21 protein-coding genes, 1 tRNA gene, 3 rRNA genes and 1 pseudogene are annotated in these 26,652 nt (G+C 47.9%); 23 read left to right on the top strand and 3 right to left on the bottom strand.

The genetic code is table 11. The features are described 5' to 3' along the window. Nucleotides 1–33 precede the first annotated feature (33 nt). The 12 genes from cysK to AC3ITG_RS00390 all read left to right on the top strand — a co-directional run bounded on the left by cysK (nucleotide 34) and on the right by AC3ITG_RS00390 (nucleotide 11,253). Nucleotides 34–972, top strand: coding sequence for a cysteine synthase A (cysK, locus tag AC3ITG_RS00335; RefSeq protein ID WP_413373822.1), 939 nt, complete (start codon nucleotides 34–36; stop codon nucleotides 970–972). A 141-nt stretch (nucleotides 973–1,113) separates the two neighbouring features. Continuing rightward, entirely contained in the window at nucleotides 1,114–2,685 is a 1,572-nt protein-coding gene (locus AC3ITG_RS00340) for an anthranilate synthase component I family protein (protein ID WP_413379843.1), read from the top strand. A gap of 48 nt (nucleotides 2,686–2,733) precedes the next feature. Then, nucleotides 2,734–3,309, top strand: a complete 576-nt coding sequence (gene pabA, locus AC3ITG_RS00345) for an aminodeoxychorismate/anthranilate synthase component II (RefSeq protein ID WP_079347471.1) — start codon at nucleotides 2,734–2,736, stop codon at nucleotides 3,307–3,309. A 2-nt stretch (nucleotides 3,310–3,311) separates the two neighbouring features. Beyond that, entirely contained in the window at nucleotides 3,312–4,196 is an 885-nt protein-coding gene (locus AC3ITG_RS00350; RefSeq protein WP_413373821.1) for an aminotransferase class IV, read from the top strand. Then, nucleotides 4,193–5,056 (top strand): dihydropteroate synthase, encoded by an 864-nt coding sequence (folP, locus tag AC3ITG_RS00355; RefSeq protein WP_489252487.1) that lies wholly within the window; start codon nucleotides 4,193–4,195, stop codon nucleotides 5,054–5,056. Before AC3ITG_RS00350 ends, folP begins: the two co-directional genes overlap by 4 nt. A 101-nt stretch (nucleotides 5,057–5,157) precedes the next feature. After that, nucleotides 5,158–5,520 carry a dihydroneopterin aldolase gene (gene folB / locus AC3ITG_RS00360; protein ID WP_053778905.1) on the top strand — a complete coding sequence of 121 codons (363 nt, stop codon included), beginning with the start codon at nucleotides 5,158–5,160 and terminating at the stop codon, nucleotides 5,518–5,520. A 9-nt stretch (nucleotides 5,521–5,529) separates the two neighbouring features. Further along, nucleotides 5,530–6,078, top strand: a complete 549-nt coding sequence (gene folK, locus AC3ITG_RS00365; protein WP_024633743.1) for a 2-amino-4-hydroxy-6-hydroxymethyldihydropteridine diphosphokinase — start codon at nucleotides 5,530–5,532, stop codon at nucleotides 6,076–6,078. Further along, the gene (locus AC3ITG_RS00370; RefSeq protein ID WP_063568397.1) at nucleotides 6,030–6,233 is read left to right on the top strand and encodes a helix-turn-helix domain-containing protein; all 204 of its coding nucleotides are present in this window, start codon (nucleotides 6,030–6,032) and stop codon (nucleotides 6,231–6,233) included. The genes folK and AC3ITG_RS00370 overlap by 49 nt, the downstream gene beginning before the upstream one ends. Before the next feature lie 112 nt (nucleotides 6,234–6,345). After that, nucleotides 6,346–7,365, top strand: coding sequence for a tRNA dihydrouridine synthase DusB (gene dusB, locus AC3ITG_RS00375; protein ID WP_063568396.1), 1,020 nt, complete (start codon nucleotides 6,346–6,348; stop codon nucleotides 7,363–7,365). 244 nt (nucleotides 7,366–7,609) lie between these two features. After that, entirely contained in the window at nucleotides 7,610–8,086 is a 477-nt protein-coding gene (gene greA / locus AC3ITG_RS00380; RefSeq protein WP_053778901.1) for a transcription elongation factor GreA, read from the top strand. Nucleotides 8,087–8,207: 121 nt separating this feature from the next. Next, nucleotides 8,208–9,725: a lysine--tRNA ligase gene (gene lysS, locus AC3ITG_RS00385; RefSeq protein ID WP_413373819.1), complete on the top strand. Its 1,518-nt coding sequence runs from the start codon at nucleotides 8,208–8,210 to the stop codon at nucleotides 9,723–9,725. A 190-nt stretch (nucleotides 9,726–9,915) separates the two neighbouring features. Continuing rightward, nucleotides 9,916–11,253 (top strand): TrkH family potassium uptake protein, encoded by a 1,338-nt coding sequence (locus tag AC3ITG_RS00390; protein WP_489252488.1) that lies wholly within the window; start codon nucleotides 9,916–9,918, stop codon nucleotides 11,251–11,253. Between the two features lie 153 nt (nucleotides 11,254–11,406). On the opposite strand, the gene AC3ITG_RS00395 is transcribed toward AC3ITG_RS00390, so the two are convergent. Then, nucleotides 11,407–12,006 carry a TetR/AcrR family transcriptional regulator gene (locus AC3ITG_RS00395; protein WP_489252489.1) on the bottom strand — a complete coding sequence of 200 codons (600 nt, stop codon included), beginning with the start codon at nucleotides 12,004–12,006 and terminating at the stop codon, nucleotides 11,407–11,409. 77 nt (nucleotides 12,007–12,083) lie between these two features. Here AC3ITG_RS00395 and AC3ITG_RS00400 point away from each other — a divergent pair, with 77 nt between their 5' ends. The 9 genes and pseudogenes from AC3ITG_RS00400 to serS all read left to right on the top strand — a co-directional run bounded on the left by AC3ITG_RS00400 (nucleotide 12,084) and on the right by serS (nucleotide 24,334). Continuing rightward, the gene (locus tag AC3ITG_RS00400) at nucleotides 12,084–12,641 is read left to right on the top strand and encodes a hypothetical protein (RefSeq protein WP_489252490.1); all 558 of its coding nucleotides are present in this window, start codon (nucleotides 12,084–12,086) and stop codon (nucleotides 12,639–12,641) included. 505 nt (nucleotides 12,642–13,146) lie between these two features. After that, nucleotides 13,147–14,698: ribosomal RNA gene (locus tag AC3ITG_RS00405) — 16S ribosomal RNA — on the top strand. Between the two features lie 308 nt (nucleotides 14,699–15,006). Then, nucleotides 15,007–17,933: ribosomal RNA gene (locus AC3ITG_RS00410) — 23S ribosomal RNA — on the top strand. Nucleotides 17,934–18,013: 80 nt separating this feature from the next. Further along, a 5S ribosomal RNA gene (rrf, locus tag AC3ITG_RS00415) occupies nucleotides 18,014–18,130 on the top strand. The 16S, 23S and 5S rRNA genes sit together here, the layout of an rRNA operon. 355 nt (nucleotides 18,131–18,485) lie before the next feature. Next, nucleotides 18,486–19,943 (top strand): IMP dehydrogenase, encoded by a 1,458-nt coding sequence (guaB, locus tag AC3ITG_RS00420; RefSeq protein ID WP_413374399.1) that lies wholly within the window; start codon nucleotides 18,486–18,488, stop codon nucleotides 19,941–19,943. 431 nt (nucleotides 19,944–20,374) lie between these two features. Beyond that, nucleotides 20,375–21,763, top strand: a complete 1,389-nt coding sequence (locus AC3ITG_RS00425; RefSeq protein WP_489252491.1) for a D-alanyl-D-alanine carboxypeptidase family protein — start codon at nucleotides 20,375–20,377, stop codon at nucleotides 21,761–21,763. 295 nt (nucleotides 21,764–22,058) lie between these two features. Beyond that, nucleotides 22,059–22,136: pseudogene (locus AC3ITG_RS00430) on the top strand (hypothetical protein); the annotation flags it as partial. A gap of 57 nt (nucleotides 22,137–22,193) precedes the next feature. Continuing rightward, entirely contained in the window at nucleotides 22,194–22,784 is a 591-nt protein-coding gene (pdxT, locus tag AC3ITG_RS00435) for a pyridoxal 5'-phosphate synthase glutaminase subunit PdxT (RefSeq protein WP_489252492.1), read from the top strand. A 266-nt stretch (nucleotides 22,785–23,050) separates the two neighbouring features. Further along, on the top strand, nucleotides 23,051–24,334 hold the full coding sequence (gene serS, locus AC3ITG_RS00440; protein WP_413374402.1) for a serine--tRNA ligase: 1,284 nt from the start codon (nucleotides 23,051–23,053) through the stop codon (nucleotides 24,332–24,334). A 153-nt stretch (nucleotides 24,335–24,487) separates the two neighbouring features. Here serS and AC3ITG_RS00445 read toward each other — a convergent pair whose 3' ends face one another. After that, the gene (locus AC3ITG_RS00445) at nucleotides 24,488–25,318 is read right to left on the bottom strand and encodes an S-layer homology domain-containing protein (protein ID WP_489252493.1); all 831 of its coding nucleotides are present in this window, start codon (nucleotides 25,316–25,318) and stop codon (nucleotides 24,488–24,490) included. Further along, nucleotides 25,297–25,806 (bottom strand): YheC/YheD family protein, encoded by a 510-nt coding sequence (locus tag AC3ITG_RS00450; protein WP_489252494.1) that lies wholly within the window; start codon nucleotides 25,804–25,806, stop codon nucleotides 25,297–25,299. Before AC3ITG_RS00450 ends, AC3ITG_RS00445 begins: the two co-directional genes overlap by 22 nt. A 208-nt stretch (nucleotides 25,807–26,014) precedes the next feature. On the opposite strand from AC3ITG_RS00450, the gene AC3ITG_RS00455 reads away from it, so the two are divergent. After that, a tRNA-Ser gene (locus tag AC3ITG_RS00455) sits at nucleotides 26,015–26,103 on the top strand. A gap of 193 nt (nucleotides 26,104–26,296) precedes the next feature. After that, on the top strand, nucleotides 26,297–26,638 hold the full coding sequence (locus tag AC3ITG_RS00460) for a hypothetical protein (protein ID WP_064641367.1): 342 nt from the start codon (nucleotides 26,297–26,299) through the stop codon (nucleotides 26,636–26,638). The last annotated feature ends 14 nt before the right edge of the window (nucleotides 26,639–26,652 follow it).

A 26,652-nucleotide genomic window follows, 5' to 3' on the forward strand; every position in this document is an offset into this window, starting at 1 on the left:
AGTAGTATTCATCCCACTAAGGAGGGCATTCATATGGCTAAAGTAGTTAATAACGTAACAGAACTTATCGGAGGTACTCCGCTTGTTCGTCTGAACCGTATCGTACCTGAAGGCAGTGCTGAAGTATTCGTGAAACTGGAATACCAGAATCCAGGTTCAAGCGTCAAAGACCGTATCGCGATTAGCATCGTGGAAGAAGCGGAAAAAGAAGGCAAGCTGAAACTGGGTGATACCATCATCGAAGCAACAAGTGGTAACACAGGAATTGGACTGGCTATGGTGGCTGCAGCCAAAGGCTATAAGTCTGTTATTGTTATGCCGGAAACGATGAGCATGGAGCGTCGTAACCTGCTTCGCGCCTATGGAGCTGAGCTTGTGCTCACACCGGGAGCCGAAGGTATGAATGGTGCAGTTAAAAAAGCTGAGGAATTGCTTAAGGAAAATCCATCTTATTTCATGGCTGAGCAATTTAAAAATAAAGCCAACGTGAAGATCCACCGTGAAACGACTGGCCCTGAGATTGTTGAAGCCATTCAATCCGTAGGCGGTACGTTGGATGCTTTCGTTGCAGGAATCGGTACAGGCGGAACGATTACAGGTACAGGTGAAGTATTGAAGGAAACCTACCCTGGGATTAAAATCGTTGCCGTTGAACCAGCAGCTTCGCCAATCTTGGCAGGTGGCAAACCGGGTCCTCACAAAATTCAAGGGATCGGTGCTAACTTTATTCCTGAGATTCTTGATCAGGAAATCTATGACGAGATCATTCACATCGAGAATGATGATGCGTTCGAGACGGCTCGTCAGGTAGCGAAGGAAGAAGGTATTCTATCCGGTATTTCTTCCGGTGCAGCCATCCGCGCAGGTCTGCAAGTAGCTAAACAGTTGGGCGCAGGCAAACGCGTTGTAGTTATCGTGCCAAGTAACGGCGAACGTTACCTCAGTACGCCACTTTACAACTTCGAAGCTTAAGCTTAACAATTGATGAAACAAATCCTCCTTGCCCGCATGCCGGGTGTGGAGGATTTTTTGCTGAATGCTTTTAAAAGCAGCGGCGCTTTAGTATACTATCAGACAATAGAACTAGCGACAGATGGAGGGCGGCAAACCGCAATGACACACCTGATGACAACATACGCCGACTGGACAGAGTGGGCCGGAAAAGGTTGGACCATGATGCCGTATATGATCAAGTCGGATAAGGGACCGTATCATGGCGGTTTACCGTTAACGTGGGAAGCAGCCTGGCAGCAGGCGTCACCCTATGCAATGGTGTTGGAGAATGGTAAAGGCGGAAGGTATACCTTTCTGGGATTAAACCCGGTATCCGTTATTTCCGGCAAGGGCAATGAAGCTGTTATTCATGATCTTATTCAAGGCGGTACCCGGACTGACTGTGGGAAACCGCTTGAAGTATTAAAAAGGTGGGCTGCGCCATACAGTGCACCAAAGGTGAGCGGGGCTCCAGACTTTGGTGGTGGTTGTGCAGGGTATCTAAGCTATGACATAGCCAGATCCCTGGAAAAGCTGCCAACTTTGGCAGAAGACAATCCGGCTCTTCCGGATTATTGGTGGATGCGTTTTGAAGAAATATGGGCGTATGACCATGAACAGCAGGCGCTGTTCTGCATGGTTCATCTGGCTGTACAGCCGGATCAGGATGAAGCTCAGCTTCGCAGGTTGTTCGCAGAAGCAGAAGAGCGAGCAGCAGCCATGCAGCAGCGCTGGCTGCATATTCTGGGATTTGCCCAGGCGGAAGAGCAGCAGCAGGCATTGGAGCATCGCCATAACCACATTCATCTCACTGCGCAATCATTGGATTCGGAGCGGGAAACGGAAGGGTGGCATACCTCCTTTCCCCAACAGGACTTTGAGCAGGCAGTACGCACGGTGCAGGAATATATCCGGCAGGGGGATGTTTTTCAAGTGAACCTGTCCCTGCGACAGGAGAAACGTCTGAAGTCCAGTGCAGAGCACATCTATGAATGGCTCCGTCTCGTGAACCCCTCTCCCTACATGGGAATGCTGCGTAGTCCGGAATTTCAACTGGTGAGCGGTTCACCTGAGTTGCTCGTCAAAGTGGATCATGGCAAGGTGAGCGCTCGTCCAATCGCAGGCACACGGAGAAGAGGGCGGGATGAAGCTGAGGATGAGTTGATGGCCGCTGAGATGCTGAACAGTGAGAAGGAACGGGCAGAACATATTATGCTGGTCGATCTGGAGCGGAATGATATCGGACGAATTGCAGCTTATGGCTCGGTCCACGTGCCTGAACTAATGACGATCGAGAAGTATTCGCATGTCATGCATCTGGTTTCTCAAGTCGAGGGAACGCTGGCAGACGGACTATCCGTATTTGATGTGATCGCAGCGACGTTCCCAGGTGGAACGATTACGGGTGCTCCCAAAGTTCGCACCATGGAAATCATTGAAGAACTGGAGCCTGTGCGTCGCGGACCGTATACAGGTTCGATTGGGTGGATGGACTACAGTGGCAATATGGAGTTGAATATCGTCATTCGTACACTTTCCATTAAAGATGGAGTGGGATATGTACAGGCAGGAGCGGGCATCGTTATCGACTCAGATCCATATCGGGAATATAAGGAGTGCCGCAACAAGGCAAGAGCCATGATGAGGGCTGTGAGTTACAGCGAGGAAGCTGAAGCTGTTAAATTAAAATAATCAAGCAGCCGTCCTCTGTGTGGACGGAAGAGCAGGAGGAACAAAGACATGATACTGGTTATCGACAATTATGATTCCTTCACGTACAACCTGGTTCAATATCTGGGTGAACTGGGGGAGACGGTGGAAGTTCGCCGTAATGATGAGATTGATCTGGCAGGCATCGAGGCATTGGCACCTGATCATATTTTGATCTCACCGGGTCCTTGTACTCCGAATGAGGCTGGCATTAGTCTGGCGGTCATTGATCACTTCAAGGGCAGTATTCCGATCTTCGGCGTATGTCTGGGACATCAGGCGATTGGACAGGCTTTCGGAGGCAATGTTATTCGTGCCGACCGCATGATGCATGGCAAAACATCGGAGATGCACCATAACGGAACATCCGTATTTACCGGATTACCATCGCCCTTCACGGCAACGCGATATCACTCCCTGATCGTAGAACGCAGCAGTCTGCCAGATTGTCTGGAGATTACTGCCGAGACGGCGGAAGGCGAGATTATGGGCTTGCGTCACAAGGAATATGCGATTGAAGGTGTTCAGTTCCATCCCGAATCCATCATTACGGATCACGGTCATCAAATGCTGCGTAACTTCCTGTCTCAGCAGGTAAAGGTATAGAGATGAAATATGCCGCGATAAACGGAGAATTGGTCAATATGGCGGCAGCCGTGGTTCCGGTGACGGATCACGGCTTTTTGTACGGACTCGGATTGTTCGAGACGTTCCGGACGTATCAGGGAGTTCCTTTTCTGCTGGAAAGTCATTTGGAGCGGATGGCTTCAGGCTGCCGTGAACTGGGCATTCCTTTCACAGCAACAGCAGCGGAGGTGACGGAATGGATCAAAAACCTGTTGCTTGCTAATGAACTCCAGGATGCCTATGTGCGCTATACGGTATCTGCGGGCGAAGCCCCGCTGGGGCTACCTTCGGGGGATTATGTGAAACCCAATCATATCGTATTGGCAAAAGCACTACCTGAACCCTCTCCATCTCTATATGAAAATGGTAAAATGCTTCAACGTCTGTCGACGCCCCGTAACACGCCTGAAGGAGAAGTTCGGTTCAAATCGCTGCATTACATGAATAGCATTCTGGCGAAACGGGAACTGAACGGATACGGGCAGCATGTGCAAGGAGCGGAAGGTCTGCAATTAACCCGAGATGGCTACATAGCTGAGGGGATTGTCAGCAATGTGTTCTGGGTGAGACAGGGCGTACTCTATACGCCAGCACTTGCGACTGGCATTTTGCCGGGAATCACCAGAGCCGTTGTACTGGAGCTTGCAGCTCAGCAAGGAATGCCTTGCAAGGAAGGTTTGTTTCCTTGGGAGGAGCTATTACAGGCAGATGAGATCTTTTTGACAGGCTCTGTTGCTGAACTTGTTCCAGTTACTGCGTTGAGGGATCAGGATGGAATGGAAACGGTAATCAGCAGCGGACATATAGGCCCGGTTACAGAAGCGCTACTGGGTATGTACCGGCAGAAAGCGGGGTATACTTCATGACACTTACACCAGTCATTTATGAACGGAATTATGCGTGGGGGCCAGCAGCGCTAAAACTGGGCACACGTACACTTATTATGGGCATTCTGAATGTCACGCCGGACTCCTTCTCGGATGGGGGACGTTATACCAGTGTGGAGCGAGCGGTGGCTCACGCCATTCAGATGATGGAAGACGGCGCGGATCTCATTGATATTGGCGGGGAATCCACACGTCCGGGTTCAGATATCGTTGGCGCTGATGAAGAGCTCAGCCGGATCATTCCGGTCATTGAAGCACTGCGGCGGCAGGCTCCACATTTTCCGATATCGGTGGACACCTATAAAGCGGATGTCGCTCGCCAGGCCATTCAGGCTGGAGCACACATCATCAATGATGTGTGGGGTGCCAAGGCTGACCCGGAGATGGCTCGTACTGCGGCAGAACTTGGATGCCCTTTGATCCTAATGCACAACCGGCAAGAACGAGACTATACCAAATATTTGGTTGATGTAGTCAGTGATCTTCAGGAGAGTATACAGATTGCGCTAGAGGCCGGAGTACAACCCGATCAGATTATTCTGGACCCGGGCATTGGCTTTGTGAAAGATCTGAACGAAAATCTGGTGCTCATGTCATCGCTCGGGCTGCTCAATGAGATGGGGTATCCCGTTCTGCTTGCCACCTCGCGTAAAAGGTTTATCCAGAACACCTTACAGGTACAGGCGGATGATGCGCTGGAGGGTACAGCGGCTACGGTTGCCTTTGGCATAGCCCAAGGATGCCAGATGGTCCGTGTCCATGATGTGAAACCGATTCGGCGCACGGTGGACATGAGTGATGCCATGCTGTATGCATCTCCAGGCTTGCGGAGGAAATGATCCTGGCGGGTTCGGTGACCCGTCCAGTAGAAGCGCAGCGTTTTGCAATAGGAACAAACATCGAACCATGAATTCATTATATATAGAGGGCAGGCGAACTTATGGATAGAATGGTAATGCATCGAATGGAGTATTACGGATATCACGGCGTATTTGCCGAGGAACGGAAGCTGGGGGCGCGTTATTATATTGATCTGGAGATCGATATGGATCTGGGCGAGGCTGGGCGTAACGATGATTTGACCAAAACCATCAATTATGCGGAGATCCATGAGCTGGTAAAACAGATCGTTGAAAATAAATCATTCCAGTTAATTGAAGCTTTGGGCGAACATATTGCATCTTCTTTACTAGACACTTATACTATTATCAATGCATTGACAGTCAAGGTGACGAAGCCGCATCCGCCTTTCGATATTCATTTTGGGGGCGTAACTGTAGAGCTTCGCCGCACAAGAAAGTGAGAACCGATCATGATTGCACATTCGACCTCTGAATCTTCAGAGGCTTATATTGCTTTAGGGGCTAATTTGGGTGACCGGGAACAGACGCTGCTTGAGGCGTTAACGTTGCTGGATGCACATCCTCATATATCCGTCCTGCGCTGTTCTGCGCTGTATGAGACGGAGCCGGTAGGTTATGTGGACCAGCCAGCGTTTCTGAATATGGCAACTGCGGTACAGACTACACTTTTGCCAGAGCAGCTGCTCACGGAACTGCTGGATATTGAAACACGGCTTGGGCGGGTTCGTGATATCCGTTGGGGCCCTCGTACAGTCGATTTGGATCTGCTTTGGATGGATGGAGAGACGAGTGATACCGAACGGCTGCAATTGCCGCATCCACGGATGGGTGAACGGGCGTTTGTATTGGTGCCACTGGCTGATATCGTAACCGAAGATGAGCATTCAGGTTTGTATACCTTTGTACAATCATCGTTGTCTGTACTGGATGGAAAGGATGGAATACAGCTTTGGAAAACGTGCAATTGGCCAATCGAATCCGGGCTTTCCGGAAGCTGAAAGGTTTAACACAACAGGAACTCGCTGCTGAGACGGGCATATCGCTGGCCATTCTCGGTATGATTGAACGAGGCAACCGCAAAGTAGTTGAACGGGAGCTGAATCTAATTGCTGGGGTATTGTCGATCAGCATTGAGGAATTACAGGGGAACTAAGACCGCTTTTTACTAAAAAGAAAACATCGTCATTATTCGTTGATCTTATACAAACTAAAACACAACCAGGATTCATGCAAGAGTCGGTTTAAAAAGGAGTGGAACGACTACCATGCTTAAAATTGGTGACATTGAAATGAAAAACCAGGTTGTACTTGCGCCGATGGCTGGCGTGTGTAATCCGGCTTTCCGTCTGATCGCAAAAGAATTCGGAACAGGCCTCGTATGTGCGGAGATGGTGAGTGGCAAAGCCATCGTGCATGGTAACAAGCGTACACGTGAGATGTTGTTTGTAGATGAGCGTGAGAAACCGCTGAGCCTGCAAATTTGGGGGGGAGATCGTCAAGCCCTCGTAGAAGCAGCCAAAATTGTGGACAAAGAAACCAATGCTGACATCATCGACATCAACATGGGATGCCCTGTGCCCAAAGTGACGAGCTGTGATGCAGGTGCACGCTGGTTGCTTGATCCGAACAAAATTTATGAAATGGTATCCGCTGTTGTGGACGCGGTAGATAAGCCAGTTACAGTCAAGATGCGGATCGGCTGGGATAACGAGCATATCTACGTGGTTGAGAATGCACTTGCGGTTGAACGCGCTGGTGGACAAGCGGTAAGTGTACACGGCCGTACACGTGAGCAGCTCTACACAGGTACAGCGGACTGGTCACACATCAAAAATGTCAAAGAGGCTGTCTCCATCCCGGTTATCGGGAACGGAGATGTATCTTCACCGGAAGATGCCCGTCGCATGTTGGATGAAACGGGTTGTGACGGAGTTATGATCGGTCGTGCCGCCCTGGGTAACCCATGGATGTTGTATCGGACCATTCAATACTTGAGTTCCGGCGAACTGCTTCCTGACCCGAATGGGGAAGAGAAGATTCGGGTTGCCATTTTGCATATGGATCGTCTGATTGCACTGAAGGGTGAGGCTGTTGCTGTTCGCGAGATGCGTAAACACCTGGCTTGGTATCTGAAAGGTCTGAAAGGATCTGCCCGCATCAAGGACGTTATTATGGAAGAAACCAAACGTGATGAGATGGTGCACATTCTGGAGAACTTTGTAGGCCAGCTGCATATGGAAGGCAATCTGGAGTCAGAACCAGCAGTAGCCGAAAATGCATCCTGATCTACTGCTGTAAAACGTTTACAGCTATAGGGGGCGTAACATTGACTTTTCGAGACCGTTACCCTATAATTTCACAGTATAAATTCGCCATGTGCGTCATAAGGCTAGTGCATCAGGAGGAACGTTCTGTTTCTCCGGAGAACTTCATATAGTTTTGAAGATGTATGCGGGCGGAGCTCTGTAAACAGCACTGGTTCCGTTGCCGTGCAATCAAATTATTCCCATGACAGGAGAATCGGTTGAGATGAGCGATAAGGAAGTTATCCTTACACCAGAGGGACTTAAGAAGCTTGAAGAAGAACTGGAAATGCTGAAATCAGTGAAGCGCCGCGAAGTGGCTGAACGGATTAAGGTAGCCATCGGGTATGGAGATATCAGTGAAAACTCCGAATACGAAGACGCGAAGAACGAACAGGCTTTCATTGAAGGCCGCGTTATTACTTTGGAGAAATTGCTTCGGAACGCACGGATTATCAACAGCGACGAGATCGATACCGAAGCTGTAAGCGTGGGTGCAACAGTCACTGTAGAAGATCTGGAATTCGGTGATATCACCGAATATACGATTGTAGGTTCTGCGGAGTCCAATCCGCTGCAAAACAAAATATCGAACGAAAGCCCTGTTGGCAAAGCCATTCTGGGCAAGAAAAAAGGTACGGTTGTTGATGTAAGTGTGCCTGCTGGCGTAATTCAATATAAAATTGTAGACATCAAAAAGTAATATAAGCAATGAAGCAGTCGGGTACGGAGACAAAAGCTTCCTTAGGGAAGCTTTTTTCAACATTTGAGGCAGAATACCTCTGAAGATGCCTGCAATGTAAATAAGGAGATGAATATAGATCATGACGGATGAAGTCTTGAATCAGGAAACCGAAACCGAACTAAGTGAGCTTTTACAAATTCGCCGCGACAAATTGGACGAGCTCCGCAAATTGGGGATCGACCCTTTTGGCCAAAAATACGTACGTACGGAAGAAGCCGGCTCCATTCTGAAGAAGTATGAAGAACTGACCAAGGAAGAGCTGGAAGAGAAGCACATCGAAGTCAGTATTGCCGGACGGATTATGGCGAAGCGGGGAATGGGTAAAGCGAGCTTTGCACATATTCAGGACCTGAGCGGCAGAATCCAGATCTATGTTCGTCAGGATACTGTGCCGGAAGACAAATACGCCGCGTTCAGCCTGCTCGATCTCGGCGATATTGTAGGTGTCTCTGGGGTAATCTTCAAAACCAAGACAGGTGAAACTTCGGTTAAAGTTCAAAATCTCGAAGTATTGTCCAAGTCACTTTACCCACTTCCGGATAAATATCATGGACTCGCGGATGTAGAGCTACGTTACCGCCAGCGCTACGTTGACCTGATTATGAATCGTGAAGTGCAACAGACCTTCATTACTCGTTCCAAAATCATTCAGTCGATGCGCCGTTACCTGGATTCTCTGGGCTATCTGGAAGTCGAAACTCCGACGCTGCACACCATCGCTGGTGGTGCCGCTGCGCGTCCATTCATCACGCATCATAATGCGCTTGATATGGAATTGTACATGCGGATTGCGATTGAGCTTCACCTGAAACGTCTGATTGTAGGCGGTCTGGAGAAGGTATATGAGATCGGCCGTGTATACCGTAATGAAGGAATGTCGACACGTCATAACCCTGAGTTCACGATGATTGAACTTTATGAGGCATATGCTGATTATCAGGATATTATGCGTTTGACTGAGAATCTTGTTGCTCACATCGCACAGGAAGTGCTTGGTACGCAAGTTATCCAATATGCAGACTATCAAGTGGATCTTACACCACAATGGCGCCGTGTAACGATGGTAGACGCGGTTAAGGAAGTTGTAGGCGTGGACTTCTCCGTGCACATGACGAACGAGGAAGCTCATCGTTTGGCGAAAGAACATAAAGTTCCGGTTGAAAAGCATATGACATTTGGTCATATTCTGAATGCATTCTTCGAACATTTTGTAGAAGAGACGTTGATTCAACCAACCTTTATCATGGGGCATCCGGTTGAGATTTCTCCACTGGCGAAGAAGAGCGATGTAGATCCACGTTTCACGGACCGCTTCGAGCTGTTTATCGTTGGACGTGAGCATGCAAATGCCTTTACGGAGCTGAATGATCCAATTGATCAACGTCAGCGCTTTGAGGCACAATTGCTGGAGAAAGAACACGGGAACGACGAAGCACACGAAATGGATGATGATTTCATCCGTGCGCTCGAATATGGTATGCCACCAACAGGTGGACTGGGGATCGGTATCGACCGTCTGATCATGTTGTTGACCAACTCGCCGTCCATTCGTGACGTACTGCTCTTCCCGCACATGCGTCCTCGTACACAGGATTAAATAAGGAACGTTTAACTCGTTCATAATAGAAGAGGAACCTGCCGTTCAGTATGATGCTGGTGGCAAGTTCCTCTTTAGGTTTACATAGGCATCGAAGTGACAGATTCGTCGAAACAACATGTGTTACCAAAGTGTGGTGACAGAATTTGTTCGCCTACCTGCTTGTATTATGTTAAAAGAGGTGCCCTCCATGAAGTTTAGGCTTCACATTGCTAAATTCCTATCACCCCCATTGATTCTGGTTGGTGGTTTTATGCTTATTATCATGATCGGTACGATTCTGCTCATGCTACCTATCTCCAATCAAAGCGGCGAGCATTTGGCGTTTATTGATGCGCTGTTTACGTCTACCTCTGCCGCATGTGTGACTGGGCTGGTCGTAGTGGATGTAGGGACGACCTTCAACCTGTTTGGTCAAATTGTGATTATGGTGCTTATGCAGCTAGGTGGACTTGGCTTCATGACCATCGCAACGTTGTTTGCGTTAGTATTGGGTAAGCGTATCTCGCTAAAGGACAGGCTTCTGTTGAAAGAGGCTATCAACGCTGACAGTATGGAAGGCATTGTACGTATTATTCGCAAAGTTCTCATTTTTTCGTTTACCATTGAAGGGGTGGCTGCTGTTATATTGGCACTACGCTGGGCAACGGAGATGCCTTTTTGGCAGGCGGTATACTATGGTGCTTTTCACTCGGTTTCATTATTTAATAATGGTGGTTTCGATTTGTTTGGCAACAGTTTTCAGTATTATACAGGGGACTGGTTGTTTAACCTGACAGCTTCTGTGCTGGTTGTATCGGGTGGACTCGGCTTTGTGGTGCTGAATGATTTGTTTGAGTTCCGCAAGCGTCGTCGGTTATCGTTGCAGTCCAAACTGGTATTGTCCGTATCAGGTGCACTGATTGGTATCGGAGCAATTGTACTGTTTGTATTTGAGTTCACCAATGGGCACACACTGGCGTCTCTCAGTTGGAGTGAAAAGATATACGCCTCGTTCTTCCAATCGGTCTCTACACGTTCGTCGGGTACGAGCACCATTGATATTACCCAGATGAGGCAGGCTACCCAGTTCTTCTTCATTCTGTTGATGTTTATTGGGGCATCTCCGGGATCAACCGGGGGTGGGATCAAGACGACAACGTTCCTGATCATGATTGGAGCGGTGTATGCCATGATTCGTGGCAATAAAGATATTGTATTTTTCCGTCAGCGTGTTCCGAAAGATTTGCTGATGAGAGCATTGACGATTATTATGGTTTCCTTGATCATATTCATGGTTGTAGTAATGCTACTACTTACGACAGAGGATGCACCGTTCCTTTCACTCATGTTTGAGGCGGCATCGGCAATTGGGACAGTAGGTCTGTCGGTGGGAGTAACACATGAATTAACGGTATGGGGAAAAGTGATTATCGCCTTCACGATGTTTATCGGACGTATTGGTCCACTCACCATTGCATATGCGCTTCGTCCACGTAAAGAGAAGAAGCTGTATCGCCATCCGGAGGGCCGGATTATTATTGGATAAAAGGAAAAACCGTCACGCATCTAGGACTAACCCTATTGTGGATACATAGGTTAGTTACAACTAATGCCTGACGGTTTTTTTGTTTCATAGAAGTAATTACTTGGTTACGGTTGTGCGAAGGATAAGAGCTGTATTTAATTTTGTAACCGAATGTTATTCTGCATCCTTGCATAACGTTGCAAGATGCGTGGTAAGGATATTCTCCATAATCTTGGTGTTCATCTGGTCAGGACGAAGAATCGCATGAATTCCCAAACCGTCGACCAGTGCGTACAGCCGTTCAATCTCCAGCTCCTTATCGAGGTCTGTACGGGAGAGATTGAGCTCCATTAGGTAGGTGATAACTGTAGCCATCGCGTGTCTGAGTTCATCATAGACTTTGTCGGCATGCTCTTTGAGAACAGGGTCAGTCTTGGACTTGGCTGTAAAAGCGTACCACACATCCATTTCGGCTATTTTTTCATCCGTACTTGGCAAGAGTTCTAACAACAGAAGCTTCATATTCTCCAAAGGAGATGCATCAAAGGACATCTGTGTGATTCGATTCGATACCCGTTCGGATACCAGATTCATTGCGTATAGGAGTAGTTCTGATTGGGTTGAAAAGTAGTGGCGCATAGACCCGGCCGATATTCCAGCTTCTACCGCAATATTTCGAACGGAGGCCTGTTCCATGCCATCTCTTCGGATGACACGCCAAGCCGCTTCGGCTACGAGCAGACGTTGTTTCTCGTGATCAACTATTTTAGGCATAAAAAGATTATATCATTGTTGATTATTATAATACAAACGTGTTAAATTATATTTAATACAATTGTGTTATAAAAGGGGTGGAACATTTGATTGCCTATTTTATTATTGGATGTGAGATTGCCTTCTGGGTATTTGTCGCCGCAGGTCTGAGTGTGCGTTATCTGCTTGGGATGAAACGGACAGGGATCGCGCTGTTAATGGCAACGCCCATTGTGGATGTTCTTCTTATGGTAGCGACGGTAATGGATCTTCAACGGGGTGCTACAGCAAGTGTGGTTCATGGTATTGCAGCTATATATGTAGGTGTGAGTATTGCCTATGGTCATCAGATGATCGCTTGGGCTGATCGTTATTTCCTTTACTGGTTTAAGGGTGGAGATAATCCTCGGAGTAGTAAGGTGTATGGCAGTGAGCATGCTAGTCGTGAAAGAGTGGGATGGCTTAGACATCTATTGGCTTGGGGCATAGGTAGCTCGTTCTTGCTCGCGATGATCTGGTGGATTGGGGATGCGGAGCGTACTGCGGCATTCTCTAATCTCATAAGAGTATGGGGAATCATACTGGGGATCGATTTTATAATCAGTTTCAGTTATAGCTTATGGCCGCGAAAGATGCCTGTGGAGAAAGTGAAGTAACATATAATTGGATAGGGCGGAAGGAACATGCGGATTATCCGTGGAGGAAAGGTGATCCGCATGTTCTGGGAAGAGAGTGTTTAATAAGGGTTGATGGGATCTTAAATAAGCCCGGCATTAGGTGAATAGCTATACGAGAGACTAAATATAATTTATTGAAAATAAAGCTTGCGTTACGAATCTGTACATGGTATATTCTAATTCCGGCCAAGAAAACACGAGAAACACGGTGCGGCAAGCGAAACAAATAAGCTTCGAAAGAAACTTAAAAAAAGAGCTTGCAAAGTTGGTTCGGATGTGATAAGATATAAAAGTTGCTGAGGTGAACAACACCCGGCAATGAAACAAGTTTGATCTTTGAAAACTGAACAACGAGTGAGTAAACATTCTGCTTGCAGAATGAACGCGAAAGTTTGAGACAAGCCTTGGCTTGAATCGACTGGAGCACAAATGAGATTTTTAATCTCGTCAGTTTCAAAATGAGCTTATCGCTCTTTTCAATACTTTATTGGAGAGTTTGATCCTGGCTCAGGACGAACGCTGGCGGCATGCCTAATACATGCAAGTCGAGCGGACTTGAAGAGAAGCTTGCTTCTCTGATAGTTAGCGGCGGACGGGTGAGTAACACGTAGGCAACCTGCCCTCAAGTTTGGGACAACTACCGGAAACGGTAGCTAATACCGAATAGTTGTTTTCTTCTCCTGAAGAGAACTGGAAAGACGGAGTAATCTGTCACTTGGGGATGGGCCTGCGGCGCATTAGCTAGTTGGTGGGGTAACGGCTCACCAAGGCGACGATGCGTAGCCGACCTGAGAGGGTGATCGGCCACACTGGGACTGAGACACGGCCCAGACTCCTACGGGAGGCAGCAGTAGGGAATCTTCCGCAATGGGCGAAAGCCTGACGGAGCAATGCCGCGTGAGTGATGAAGGTTTTCGGATCGTAAAGCTCTGTTGCCAGGGAAGAACGCTTGGGAGAGTAACTGCTCTCAAGGTGACGGTACCTGAGAAGAAAGCCCCGGCTAACTACGTGCCAGCAGCCGCGGTAATACGTAGGGGGCAAGCGTTGTCCGGAATTATTGGGCGTAAAGCGCGCGCAGGCGGTCATTTAAGTCTGGTGTTTAATCCCGGGGCTCAACCCCGGATCGCACTGGAAACTGGGTGACTTGAGTGCAGAAGAGGAGAGTGGAATTCCACGTGTAGCGGTGAAATGCGTAGATATGTGGAGGAACACCAGTGGCGAAGGCGACTCTCTGGGCTGTAACTGACGCTGAGGCGCGAAAGCGTGGGGAGCAAACAGGATTAGATACCCTGGTAGTCCACGCCGTAAACGATGAGTGCTAGGTGTTAGGGGTTTCGATACCCTTGGTGCCGAAGTTAACACATTAAGCACTCCGCCTGGGGAGTACGGTCGCAAGACTGAAACTCAAAGGAATTGACGGGGACCCGCACAAGCAGTGGAGTATGTGGTTTAATTCGAAGCAACGCGAAGAACCTTACCAGGTCTTGACATCCCTCTGATCGGTACAGAGATGTATCTTTCCTTCGGGACAGAGGAGACAGGTGGTGCATGGTTGTCGTCAGCTCGTGTCGTGAGATGTTGGGTTAAGTCCCGCAACGAGCGCAACCCTTGATCTTAGTTGCCAGCATTTCGGATGGGCACTCTAAGGTGACTGCCGGTGACAAACCGGAGGAAGGTGGGGATGACGTCAAATCATCATGCCCCTTATGACCTGGGCTACACACGTACTACAATGGCCGGTACAACGGGCTGTGAAGCCGCGAGGTGGAACGAATCCTAAAAAGCCGGTCTCAGTTCGGATTGCAGGCTGCAACTCGCCTGCATGAAGTCGGAATTGCTAGTAATCGCGGATCAGCATGCCGCGGTGAATACGTTCCCGGGTCTTGTACACACCGCCCGTCACACCACGAGAGTTTATAACACCCGAAGTCGGTGGGGTAACCGCAAGGAGCCAGCCGCCGAAGGTGGGATAGATGATTGGGGTGAAGTCGTAACAAGGTAGCCGTATCGGAAGGTGCGGCTGGATCACCTCCTTTCTATGGAGAATCGTTTCCCGAGTGGAAACATTCAAATACGCAGACTAGATCTGCAAAACTACTCACTCGTTGCTCAGTTTTGAGAGCTCAAACTCTCAAACAGCTTGCTTTTGCATGGAGCTTGTTCTTTGAAAACTAGATATCGAAACGAAAATTGCGATTTAGAACATTCCTTTTTAAGCTGAACTTGTGTTAAACAAGTTTCAATAAATAGTGAAAACTGCATTGCGATGGTATAGAGTGAGAGCGACTTTTGGCTTTGCGCAAGCAAAACAAGGGAAGCGAGCAGTCGAAACCGGAGCAAATATGGTTAAGCTACTAAGAGCACACGGAGGATGCCTAGGCGCTAGGAGCCGATGAAGGACGTGGCGAACAACGAAACTGCCTCGGGGAGCTGTAAGCAAGCTTTGATCCGGGGGTGTCCGAATGGGGAAACCCAGCTGGGGTAATTTCCAGTTACTCATAACTGAATACATAGGTTATGTAGAGGCATACCAAGGGAACTGAAACATCTAAGTACCTTGAGGAAGAGAAAACAATAGTGATTCCGTCAGTAGCGGCGAGCGAACGCGGAGAAGCCCAAACCAGAGAGCTTGCTCTTTGGGGTTGTGGGACGTCTCACATGGAGTTACAAAGGAACCGGTTAAGCGAAGAGGTCTGGAAAGGCCCGCCAAAGAAGGTAAAAGCCCTGTAATTGAAAGTCTGTTCCCTCCGAGACGGATCCCGAGTAGTGCGGGGCACGTGAAACCCCGTATGAATCCGGCAGGACCATCTGCCAAGGCTAAATACTTCCTAGCGACCGATAGTGAAGCAGTACCGTGAGGGAAAGGTGAAAAGCACCCCGGAAGGGGAGTGAAATAGAACCTGAAACCGTGTGCTTACAAAAAGTCAGAGCCCGTTTTAGGGGTGATGGCGTGCCTTTTGTAGAATGAACCGGCGAGTTACGTTCCCGTGCAAGGTTAAGGTGAAGAGCCGGAGCCGCAGCGAAAGCGAGTCTGAATAGGGCGACTTAGTACGTGGACGTAGACCCGAAACCGGGTGATCTACCCCTGTCCAGGGTGAAGGTGCGGTAACACGCACTGGAGGCCCGAACCCACGCATGTTGAAAAATGCGGGGATGAGGTGGGGGTAGCGGAGAAATTCCAATCGAACTCGGAGATAGCTGGTTCTCCCCGAAATAGCTTTAGGGCTAGCCTCGGAAAACAGAGTCGTGGAGGTAGAGCACTGATTGGGTGCGGGGCCCGCAAGGGTTACCAAGCTCAGTCAAACTCCGAATGCCATAGACTTACTTCCGGGAGTCAGACAGTGAGTGCTAAGATCCATTGTCAAAAGGGAAACAGCCCAGACCATCAGCTAAGGTCCCCAAGTGTGTGTTAAGTGGGAAAGGATGTGGAGTTGCACAGACAACCAGGATGTTGGCTTAGAAGCAGCCACCATTGAAAGAGTGCGTAATAGCTCACTGGTCGAGTGACTCTGCGCCGAAAATGTAACGGGGCTAAACACACCACCGAAGCTATGGCTTGATGCTTTGCATCAGGGGTAGGGGAGCGTTGTATAAGGGTTGAAGGTGTACCGTAAGGAGCGCTGGACATTATACAAGTGAGAATGCCGGTATGAGTAACGAAAAGATCAGTGAGAATCTGATCCGCCGAAAGCCTAAGGGTTCCTGAGGAAGGCTCGTCCGCTCAGGGTAAGTCGGGACCTAAGGCGAGGCCGAAAGGCGTAGTCGAAGGACAACAGGTCGAAATTCCTGTACCACCGTAAGCCGTTATGAGCAATGGGGGGACGCAGCAGGGTAGTGACGCGGACTGATGGATGTCCGTCTAAGCAGTGAGGCTGATGTGTAGGCAAATCCGCACATCGTTAAGGCTGGGCTGTGATGGGGAGCGAAAATTATAGTAGCGAAGGTCATGATCTCACACTGCCAAGAAAAGCCTCTAGCCAGGTGATGGTGCCCGTACCGCAAACCGACACAGGTAGGCGAGAAGAGAATTCTAAGGCGCGCGGAAGAACTCTCGTTAAGGAACTCGGCAAAATGACCCCGTAACTTCGGGAGAAGGGGTGCCCCGGTAGTGTGAATAGCACGAGGGGGCCGCAGTGAAAAGGCCCAAGCGACTGTTTAGCAAAAACACAGGTCTGTGCGAAGCCGTAAGGCGAAGTATACGGGCTGACGCCTGCCCGGTGCTGGAAGGTTAAGGGGAGCGGTTAGGAGCAATCCGAAGCTGTGAACCGAAGCCCCAGTAAACGGCGGCCGTAACTATAACGGTCCTAAGGTAGCGAAATTCCTTGTCAGGTAAATTCTGACCCGCACGAATGGCGTAACGACTTGGGCGCTGTCTCAACGAGAGATCCGGTGAAATTTTAATACCTGTGAAGATGCAGGTTACCCGCGACAAGACGGAAAGACCCCATGGAGCTTTACTGCAGCTTGATATTGAATTTGGGTACGATCTGTACAGGATAGGTGGGAGCCTTTGAAACGTGAGCGCCAGCTTGCGTGGAGGCACCGTTGGGATACCACCCTGATCGTATCTAGGTTCTAACCTGGTACCGTAATCCGGTGCGGGGACAGTGTCAGGTGGGCAGTTTGACTGGGGCGGTCGCCTCCTAAAGAGTAACGGAGGCGCCCAAAGGTTCCCTCAGAATGGTTGGAAATCATTCGAAGAGTGCAAAGGCATAAGGGAGCTTGACTGCGAGACCTACAAGTCGAGCAGGGACGAAAGTCGGGCTTAGTGATCCGGTGGTACCGCATGGAAGGGCCATCGCTCAACGGATAAAAGCTACCCTGGGGATAACAGGCTTATCTCCCCCAAGAGTCCACATCGACGGGGAGGTTTGGCACCTCGATGTCGGCTCATCGCATCCTGGGGCTGAAGTAGGTCCCAAGGGTTGGGCTGTTCGCCCATTAAAGCGGTACGCGAGCTGGGTTCAGAACGTCGTGAGACAGTTCGGTCCCTATCTGTCGTGGGCGTAGGAAATTTGAGAGGAGCTGTCCTTAGTACGAGAGGACCGGGATGGACGTACCGCTGGTGTACCAGTTGTTCCGCCAGGAGCACCGCTGGGTAGCTATGTACGGAAGGGATAAGCGCTGAAAGCATCTAAGCGTGAAGCCCCCCTCAAGATGAGATTTCCCAGTATGTAAGACCCCTTGAAGACGACGAGGTAGATAGGCTGGGGGTGGAAGTGCAGCAATGCATGGAGCTGACCAGTACTAATCGGTCGAGGGCTTATCCAATATGCAAGTTGTAAATCGCACATTTCGTTTCGGATCTAGTTTTCAGAGAATAAACTCTGAGATGTAAGCTAAGCTATGCGTTTGGTGGCGATGGCGGAGGGGTTCCACACGTACCCATCCCGAACACGACCGTTAAGCCCTCTAGCGCCGATGGTACTTGGACCGCAGGGTCCTGGGAGAGTAGGACGCCGCCAAGCAAAGAACCACTGCCGATGTTATTCGGTGGTGGTTTTTATTTGTTTAAAAGCAAAAATGCAGGATTAGCTATTATTTTAGAGACAGTGCACTAAATGACTTAACATAGATAAGCGCGACTCGATATGAGTGGCGTTTTATATATATAAAATGAACCTGTCCGTATGGAAAATACAGTTGTATGCATCAGGCAATACACCTAATATAACCAGGGAGTTTCCCTTGACAGTCTAAATAACGCTTTGCTAAGATGGCAATAATAAATTTTTCAGAAAACGTATTTTCGGCATAAAATACAGCCTGAGATCTTCGGGTTTTGGACCGTAAAGCTGAGCCAACATAAGGAGGAACGCCCGCGTGTGGGAAGATAAATTTGGTAAGGAAGGTTTCACCTTCGACGATGTACTGCTGGTGCCCCGGAAATCCGAGACACTGCCTAAAGAAGTGGACGTATCTGTTCGTTTGAGTGACAGCGTAAAACTGAATATTCCTTTGATTAGTGCTGGTATGGATACTGTTACTGAAGCGACATTGGCTATTGCCATTGCCCGTGAAGGCGGTATTGGTATCATCCATAAAAATATGTCTGTTGAGCAGCAAGCGGAGGAAGTGGATCGGGTTAAGCGCTCGGAGAGTGGTGTTATTACCAACCCGTTCTCATTGACAGCGGAACATCTGGTTTCTGATGCAGAATCGGTTATGGCAAAATATCGCATTTCCGGTGTACCGATTGTTGAAGGAGATCAAAAGCTTGTTGGTATCCTGACAAATCGTGACTTACGTTTCATCCATGACTTCTCCATTAAAATCAGCGAAGTCATGACTCGTGAGAATTTGGTTACTGCGCCTGTAGGTACTACACTGCAAGAAGCAGAAGGTATTCTCCAGAAGCATAAAATCGAGAAACTTCCATTAGTAGATGAGTCCAACACACTGAAAGGTCTCATTACTATTAAAGATATCGAAAAAGCAATTCAATTCCCTAACGCAGCTAAAGATGCACAAGGACGTTTGCTGGTTGGAGCAGCGATCGGGATTTCCAAAGACACCTTTGAACGTGCAGATGCATTGGTTGAAGCCGGTGTGGACCTGATAACGGTAGACTCGGCACACGGACATCACATTAATATCATTGATGCGGTTCGTCAGCTGCGCGAACGTTTCCCAAGCCTGACAATTGTTGCAGGTAACGTTGCTACAGGCGATGCAACTCGTGAATTGATCGAAGCTGGGGCGTCGGTTGTCAAAGTGGGAATTGGTCCAGGTTCCATCTGTACCACTCGTGTAATTGCTGGTATTGGTGTTCCTCAAGTTACAGCAGTATACGATTGTGCAAATGTAGCACGTGAATATGGCGTACCAATCATTGCTGACGGTGGTATAAAGTACTCTGGTGAGATTACCAAGGCTCTTGCTGCAGGTGCTCATGCAGTTATGCTGGGAAGCTTGTTTGCAGGTACGGCAGAAAGCCCGGGAGAAACGGAAATCTTCCAAGGACGTAGCTACAAAGTTTACCGCGGTATGGGTTCAATGGCTGCGATGAAACAAGGAAGTAAAGATCGTTACTTCCAAGATGATGACAAGAAACTGGTTCCGGAAGGAATTGAGGGACGTGTTGCTTACAAAGGTCCATTGTCTGATACGATTCATCAGTTGATTGGTGGTCTACGCTCAGGTATGGGATACTGTGGTACAAGCAGTTTGGAACAGCTTCGTAACAACACTCAGTTTATTCGTATTACAGGTGCGGGGCTTCGTGAAAGCCATCCGCATGATGTACAGATTACGAAAGAAGCCCCTAACTACTCGTTGTAATCTGAATTGTGTTAATCATTTCCAGGACAGGCTTGGCGATTTTCGCCGGGCCTGTCTTTTTTTGCGGATACCCCTGTGATAGAATAGAACAAGCGGTGATGATCCTTTAATGGATTAGGGCGTTGCGGCGGTTTTTTGACGTGAGTCTATGAAACTGCTTTTGACAATGAATTTAGAGTGATAGACAAAGGTTGAAGGTTGCCCAGCGAAAAAAGAAGCGCGGACGTCCTTTTACATAAGCATTTCATTTAATGCTAACTAAGTGACAATCGATTCGAACTTTAGGAGCAATGACATTGCTCTTTCGATACAGCGCATATACGACACACTTCACACATCATCTCCACTTGTTAGGGACTAAGAAAATATTGCAGCTCAAGCTGCACTGAAGCACACAATAGAAAGCTTCGGACCGAAGGGAGTATTCATCATTGAAAGCTAAACAAATGAATAAGAAAAAAAGTCAAATGCTCAAAAAAAGCGTAGCCTCGGTTATGCTGATTAATATGCTCTGCATGTCCGCGGTAATGCCTGTTATGGCTGCTGCAAACGATTCAGGGCAGGTGTTGACCGCAGCAGCGACAACAACGAAGACAGAAAAATCCGTGGACATTCCTTCGGCAGACTCACTAGGACTCGATGTTAAGTCAGCCATACTGATGGAGGCTTCAACGGGTCAGATTCTACTCAATGTTAATGCCGATAAAGCTATGCCGCCTGCCAGTATGACGAAAATGATGACCGAGTATATTGTGGCTGAACAGGTCAAACAGGGGAAATTAAACTGGGATGATGTCGTTACAGTTAAAAAGAACGCAGCGGAAAGTACTGGATCACGGATTTTCCTCGCAGAAGGTGACCAACATACAGTCAAGGAGCTGTACATTGCTATGGCTGTTGGTTCTGCCAATGATGCTACAGTGGCTTTGGCTGAACACATCGCTGGCTCCGAGCAAGCTTTTGTGAAAATGATGAATGATGAAGCGAAGCGTATGGGAATGAAAGATAGCTACTTCATCAACTCCACAGGACTGGATCGTGCAGATATGCCTGCGGACTTCCGCCCAACTGAGGATAAAGAAATCGTCATGTCGGCACGGGATGCGGCCATTTTGTGCAGATATATCATTATGGATCACCCGGACTACAAAGATTTTACAACAATTCAATCCTATAAATTCCGTCCCAATGACAAGGATCCAATTATTAACTATAACTGGATGCTGGAAGCGAATAAAAATATAACCAACTTCAAAAGCTATGCCTATGAGGGTCTGGACGGGATGAAAACGGGCCATACCACGAACGCTGGGAATAACTTTACCGGTACGGCTGAGCGTAATGGCATGCGTCTGATCAGTGTTGTTATGGGTACTGATTCGGAGCCGGCGCGTTTCAGAGAAACGAAGAAAGTATTGGACTTCGGGTTCAACAATTTTGAAGTTAAACAGGCGGTTGCTGCCAAAACTAAAGTCACAGGCTGGGAAGCTGTACCTTTGAAAAAAGGGAAGGAAACAACAGTACCTGTTGTGACGGATAATGCAGTAAGTTTCGTTGTACCTAAAGGTACTCAAAACCTGGACGTAACATTTAAAGCGAATGTAACTGAAGCTGATAAGTTGGTTGCTCCAATCAAGGCCGGAACCAAGGTTGGTACGGTTACTTATACGTACAAAGCAGAGGGAATTGAGCTACAAGAGAAAACAGTGAACCTCATCACCGCAGAAGAAGCGGAAAAAGGCGGTTGGTTCCGTCTCTTCTTCCGTGCAGTGAAAGATTTCTTCGTTGATTTGTTTGATGGCATCAAAAACCTGTTCTAATAGACAAAGTGAAAGAAAACGGGATAATATTACATTTTTAATATAGTATCGTTAGACCGTTGACAAAATACAAGTAATTCCGACCGGATGGATTGTATATTTACAATTTTTCCGGTAAAATATCAAGTTAGAATTCTACGTATGAATCAGTTAAAAAGTCTATTGTTCTTCTAACTGACACTGCATATTCCACATCCTGTTCATGGACAAGAACGACCCATCCATTACGGTAGGGTTGGGGTATGGAAACGGGAATAGCACGCGTTAAAAGAGGTGCCAAAGCGCGGATCGGACATTATGTGGCGCCAAGGACTTGGGTGAAGCGTTGCGCCGGATTGGCGAAGGTGCTTCCATGATCGGTACCAATTCCAAACTTGCACCTTCCGAGCCCATGCAGGATCGCGGCTGGTAAGAGAAAGGTGGATTTTATATGAAGATCGGCGTTTTAGCACTTCAAGGGGCAGTCACCGAGCATATTCGTAGTATTGAACGGGCCGGAGCAGAAGGATTGGCTATCAAACAGGTTCAGCAACTTGATGAGCTGGATGGGTTGATTCTTCCTGGCGGTGAGAGTACCACGATTGGCAAACTGATGCGCAAATATGGTTTCATGGAGGCCATTCGTGCATTCGCTGCTGAGGGTAAACCTGTATTCGGCACCTGTGCTGGTTTGATTGTTATGGCCAAACATATTGCAGGACAAGAGGAAGCTCATCTGGAGCTAATGGATATGACCGTCTCCAGAAATGCATTTGGACGGCAGAGGGAAAGCTTCGAAACGGATCTTCCCGTAAAAGGCATTGAGGAGACGGTAAGGGCTGTGTTTATACGGGCACCCCTGATTGAGAGTGTAGGAGAAGAGGTAGAAGTTCTCTCCACTTACAAGGATGAGATTGTTACTGCTCGCCAGGGGCATCTGCTGGCTTGCTCCTATCACCCTGAGCTGACAGATGATTATCGACTGCATGCTTACTTTGTGGACATGGCTAGGTCGTATAAACAGCCTGTACAGAACCAATAGTGATTGATAACAACCTATGATCTGCCGGTGAACCGGATCGGTCCTCCAGAGGCTCACAAGGCTTGCTGGCAAGGTGCTGTCTGGTCAGATACCTGATGTTGCCCGTATCTGCTTCCAAAGCGGGAATCGCAGCGTAGGGTAGCGCCGGATGTCATAGGTTGTTTTTTTACCATTGAGGAATGATGAAGTTACACGGGCTGCAAAGTTTTGGCAGGAGTTAATAAGGAAGGTTTCTACTTTGTGGTGTTATTTAGGAGGGGTATTTAGTGCTTGATGTGAAAATATTGCGGAATGAGTACGCACGTGTTGAAGAAGCGTTGACGAAACGTGGCAAATCGCTGGATCTAATCGCCGGGTTCACGGACATGGATGCCAAGCGTCGCGAGTTGCTGCAAGAGAGTGAAAACCTGAAAAGTCGCCGGAATACGGTATCCGGAGAAGTTGCCAAGCTTAAAAAGAGTGGTGAAAATGCGGATGAGTTGATCCTTGAGATGCGCGAAGTCTCCGATCGAATCAAAGCAATGGATGAAGAAGTGCGTGAGTTGGAAGTGAAGATCAACGATCTGACTATGGCGATTCCGAACATCCCTAACGAGAGTGTGCCTGTTGGTGCGTCCGAAGATGATAATGTGGAGATTCGTCGTTGGGAAGAGCCAAAGTCATTTTCATTTACACCAAAAGCACACTGGGAAATCGCACAGGACCTCGACATTCTTGATTTTGAAGCGGCTGCCAAAGTAACAGGCTCCCGTTTTACCTTTTATAAAGGGCTTGGTGCACGTCTGGAACGTGCTTTGATCAACTTTATGATGGATCTGCACAGCGATCAGCATGGGTATGAAGAGATTCTGCCTCCATACATCGTTAACCGTGACAGCTTGTTTGGAACTGGCCAACTGCCGAAATTCGAGGAAGACCTGTTTAAGCTGAAAGACACCGAGTATTATTTGATCCCTACCGCTGAAGTTCCGGTAACGAACTATCATCGCGAAGAGATTTTGAATGCTGACCAGTTGCCTAAACACTTTGTAGCATACAGCTCATGTTTCCGATCCGAAGCAGGTTCTGCTGGACGGGATACACGTGGCTTGATTCGTCAGCATCAGTTCAATAAAGTTGAGTTGTTGAAACTGTCTTCTCCTGAGACCTCTTATGAGGAATTGGAGAACATGACACATAATGCGGAACGTGTGCTTCAATTATTGGGGCTACCTTACCGTGTTCTGACGTTGTGTACAGCAGATATGGGCTTCACGTCTGCCAAAACGTATGACATTGAGGTCTGGTTGCCGGAAAGCAATACGTATCGTGAAATCTCGTCTTGCTCCAACTGTGAAGACTTCCAAGCACGTCGAGCTAATATCCGTTTCCGTAGAGAGCCAAAAGCGAAACCGGAATTTGTCCATACGTTAAATGGTTCAGGACTGGCAGTGGGGCGTACAGTAGCTGCTATTCTGGAGAACTACCAACAAGAAGATGGAACAGTGGTTATTCCTGAAGCACTGCGTTCTTACATGGGCGGAGTCAGCGTGATTGCCCGTCGCTCCTAAGATGTTCAACTAAATGAATGAAATAAAAAACCGTCTCCTGACAAATGGAAGTTTAGAACTTGCCATTTTCACAAGGAGACGGTTTTTTGTAGTTTATTGTTTATGACGACTATACATTAGCCATGATTATCGCCTATACGAACACATAATATATTAGTTCACATACTCAATGGAGCGCAGGGTGCGCACCAAGATCATAAGTGTTTCGTCTGTGGTTGCTGCTTTTTTCGGCTCGAAGGATGTCCCGAATGTATCTTGAAGCAAATTGAGCGATGTCAGAGCCTGGACTTGGGCTGTGGCCCAAGGAGAGATAGAGTCTTGGTCCAGATAGGATATCTTAGCTGAGGCATTAGCGACAGAATCTCCTCCTGCAAACTGAATTGTTCGATGGATCATGCTAGCCAGCTCTTCCCGGGTAACCTGGCGATCGGCACGGAATGTTCCATCAGCATAGCCTTTAACAAGTCCTAGATGTGCTGCGGTTGACGCATACGATTGTTCCTCAGTCACATCCCGGAAAGTGGTATCCTTAGCTGCGATTCCGTTTGCTCCTAAGGCAGAAACCAATAATTGGGCGACCTCTCCGCGTGTGATGGGTTCACCGGTCTTGAATTGATGTAAAGCAAGCAATTGTTTGCTCTGCATGTATTCGATGCTGTTTATTAATGAATTATTGTCTAGGGGATTTATTTGTTCATTCGAAGCGATAACATAAGTGCTGTATTGCATGTCTCGTATTCTTACCTCCCATTGTCCTTTATCTTGGACGAAATAGGCTGGCACGTAGGAATATGTCCGCGTTTCTTCATTGAAACCGAGAACGGTTGCTGTTTGTGGGTCAAGATCTTTAGTACCGAGGTTGATTACCCGGGTCACATTGTTTAATTCTTCTTGATCTAGCTTGAGCTTTTGTTCGCCAGCCACCCATTGTACATTGAAACGTAAAGGCTGTACCAACAATTTTAGGCCGGATGGTGACGCCATACATAGCGATCGTTTATCTTTTTGACTGTGGAAATGGAATTGCCTCGGCGCCCTTGATCAGGTTTAACTAAAACGTCTCCGTGAACATCCAAAAAAGCAAGGAATTGATCTAGATCCTGCAAGCACTCCGTCGGAATGAGGTGATCTTTGAAGAGGGGGGCCAGCTTCCTCTGAATGTCGTATTTTCCGTGAATCAGAAATGTTGTAAAGGGAACCCTGCGGCGCAGCCAATTCTCACATTCCGGTCTGTTATTAACAGGCTCAGGCGCTTCATTAAGCACCACGTCAGGGAGAGGCACATTCCTTTGCACCCATCCGTTACCCTCCTGGAAGATACCGTGGATCAATTCCTGTTCCATATCAATGCTGCTGGCATCAAAAAAGAAAACATTCGCGCCTTCTTTCATTCCCTCCGAGATCAATTCGCTGATTCGCTCCTCAGGCAACGTGTTCAAAGGGTCATTTTTACGATACACACCTATAAACAATCAACCACCCCATAATGAAAAAGTCTAAATTCGATTATACAGGGCAGGGCTGAACAGATTCTGTCAGGTAGCGCTGTTTACCGTTACTTAGTAGGTGGAAATTCCCTTTTTGATGTATCTAATATATAAAAACAATAAAAAGGTTGCTTTCTGGCATACAATTATGGTATGATCAATTTCGTGGCAAGTTTATAAAAGTTAATGTCCTGGAGAGGTACCGAAGCGGTCATAACGGGGCGGTCTTGAAAACCGTTAGGGGGCAACTCCACGTGGGTTCGAATCCCACCCTCTCCGCCATACTACAATTATGATAAGGATCCGAGCGATAAGCTCGGGTCCTTTTTTGCATTTATTTATACATCTAGGGCATCCGCATACACGCTGTATTTCCAGAGCATTTTTACGACAGAAAATCAGTTTGTTTCATTATCTGCGTGATGTATAAAAACATTCGAATCGCCGCACTTTATATAAGAGTGGAGGTGGTAAGATGAACCGCGAATTAAACATAGATCAGACGGAGCTTGTCGGTGCTTGGCAGGAAAGGTTGCCTGAAGTTCTAAATGTCGGAGATCGGGCTCAGGTGATGGCTGACGAGGCTGATCAACAGGCTATTCGAATTCACATCGCAACAGCGGGACACCAGATGTACTCTTTTGATTTCAAGTGTGCCTATGTGGATTCTCGTGAAGTCAGTGTGCAACTGATTGATGTGGAGCGCGATGGAAGGACGACGGATGAGCGAACAGAGCCCATTCAGGAATTGGCTCAGGATTACACGCGTCATATTCATGAATGTGCCCAGTCGTTGCAACCCAAAACCAGACATTAGGCAAACGTCAAAGG

It is taken from the genome of Paenibacillus sp. GL_099_B, from assembly GCF_057835695.1.

Bases quoted from the DNA above. Each gene is read 5' to 3' on its own strand.
- cysK (WP_413373822.1), top strand. From the start codon at position 34: ATGGCTAAAGTAGTTAATAACGTAACAGAACTTATCGGAGGTACTCCG.
- AC3ITG_RS00340 (WP_413379843.1), top strand. From the start codon at position 1,114: ATGACACACCTGATGACAACATACGCCGACTGGACAGAGTGGGCCGGA.
- pabA (WP_079347471.1), top strand. From the start codon at position 2,734: ATGATACTGGTTATCGACAATTATGATTCCTTCACGTACAACCTGGTT.
- AC3ITG_RS00350 (WP_413373821.1), top strand. From the start codon at position 3,312: ATGAAATATGCCGCGATAAACGGAGAATTGGTCAATATGGCGGCAGCC.
- folP (WP_489252487.1), top strand. From the start codon at position 4,193: ATGACACTTACACCAGTCATTTATGAACGGAATTATGCGTGGGGGCCA.
- folB (WP_053778905.1), top strand. From the start codon at position 5,158: ATGGATAGAATGGTAATGCATCGAATGGAGTATTACGGATATCACGGC.
- folK (WP_024633743.1), top strand. From the start codon at position 5,530: ATGATTGCACATTCGACCTCTGAATCTTCAGAGGCTTATATTGCTTTA.
- dusB (WP_063568396.1), top strand. From the start codon at position 6,346: ATGCTTAAAATTGGTGACATTGAAATGAAAAACCAGGTTGTACTTGCG.
- greA (WP_053778901.1), top strand. From the start codon at position 7,610: ATGAGCGATAAGGAAGTTATCCTTACACCAGAGGGACTTAAGAAGCTT.
- lysS (WP_413373819.1), top strand. From the start codon at position 8,208: ATGACGGATGAAGTCTTGAATCAGGAAACCGAAACCGAACTAAGTGAG.
- AC3ITG_RS00390 (WP_489252488.1), top strand. From the start codon at position 9,916: ATGAAGTTTAGGCTTCACATTGCTAAATTCCTATCACCCCCATTGATT.
- AC3ITG_RS00395 (WP_489252489.1), bottom strand. From the start codon at position 12,006: ATGCCTAAAATAGTTGATCACGAGAAACAACGTCTGCTCGTAGCCGAA.
- pdxT (WP_489252492.1), top strand. From the start codon at position 22,194: ATGAAGATCGGCGTTTTAGCACTTCAAGGGGCAGTCACCGAGCATATT.
- AC3ITG_RS00445 (WP_489252493.1), bottom strand. From the start codon at position 25,318: ATGGCGTCACCATCCGGCCTAAAATTGTTGGTACAGCCTTTACGTTTC.
- AC3ITG_RS00460 (WP_064641367.1), top strand. From the start codon at position 26,297: ATGAACCGCGAATTAAACATAGATCAGACGGAGCTTGTCGGTGCTTGG.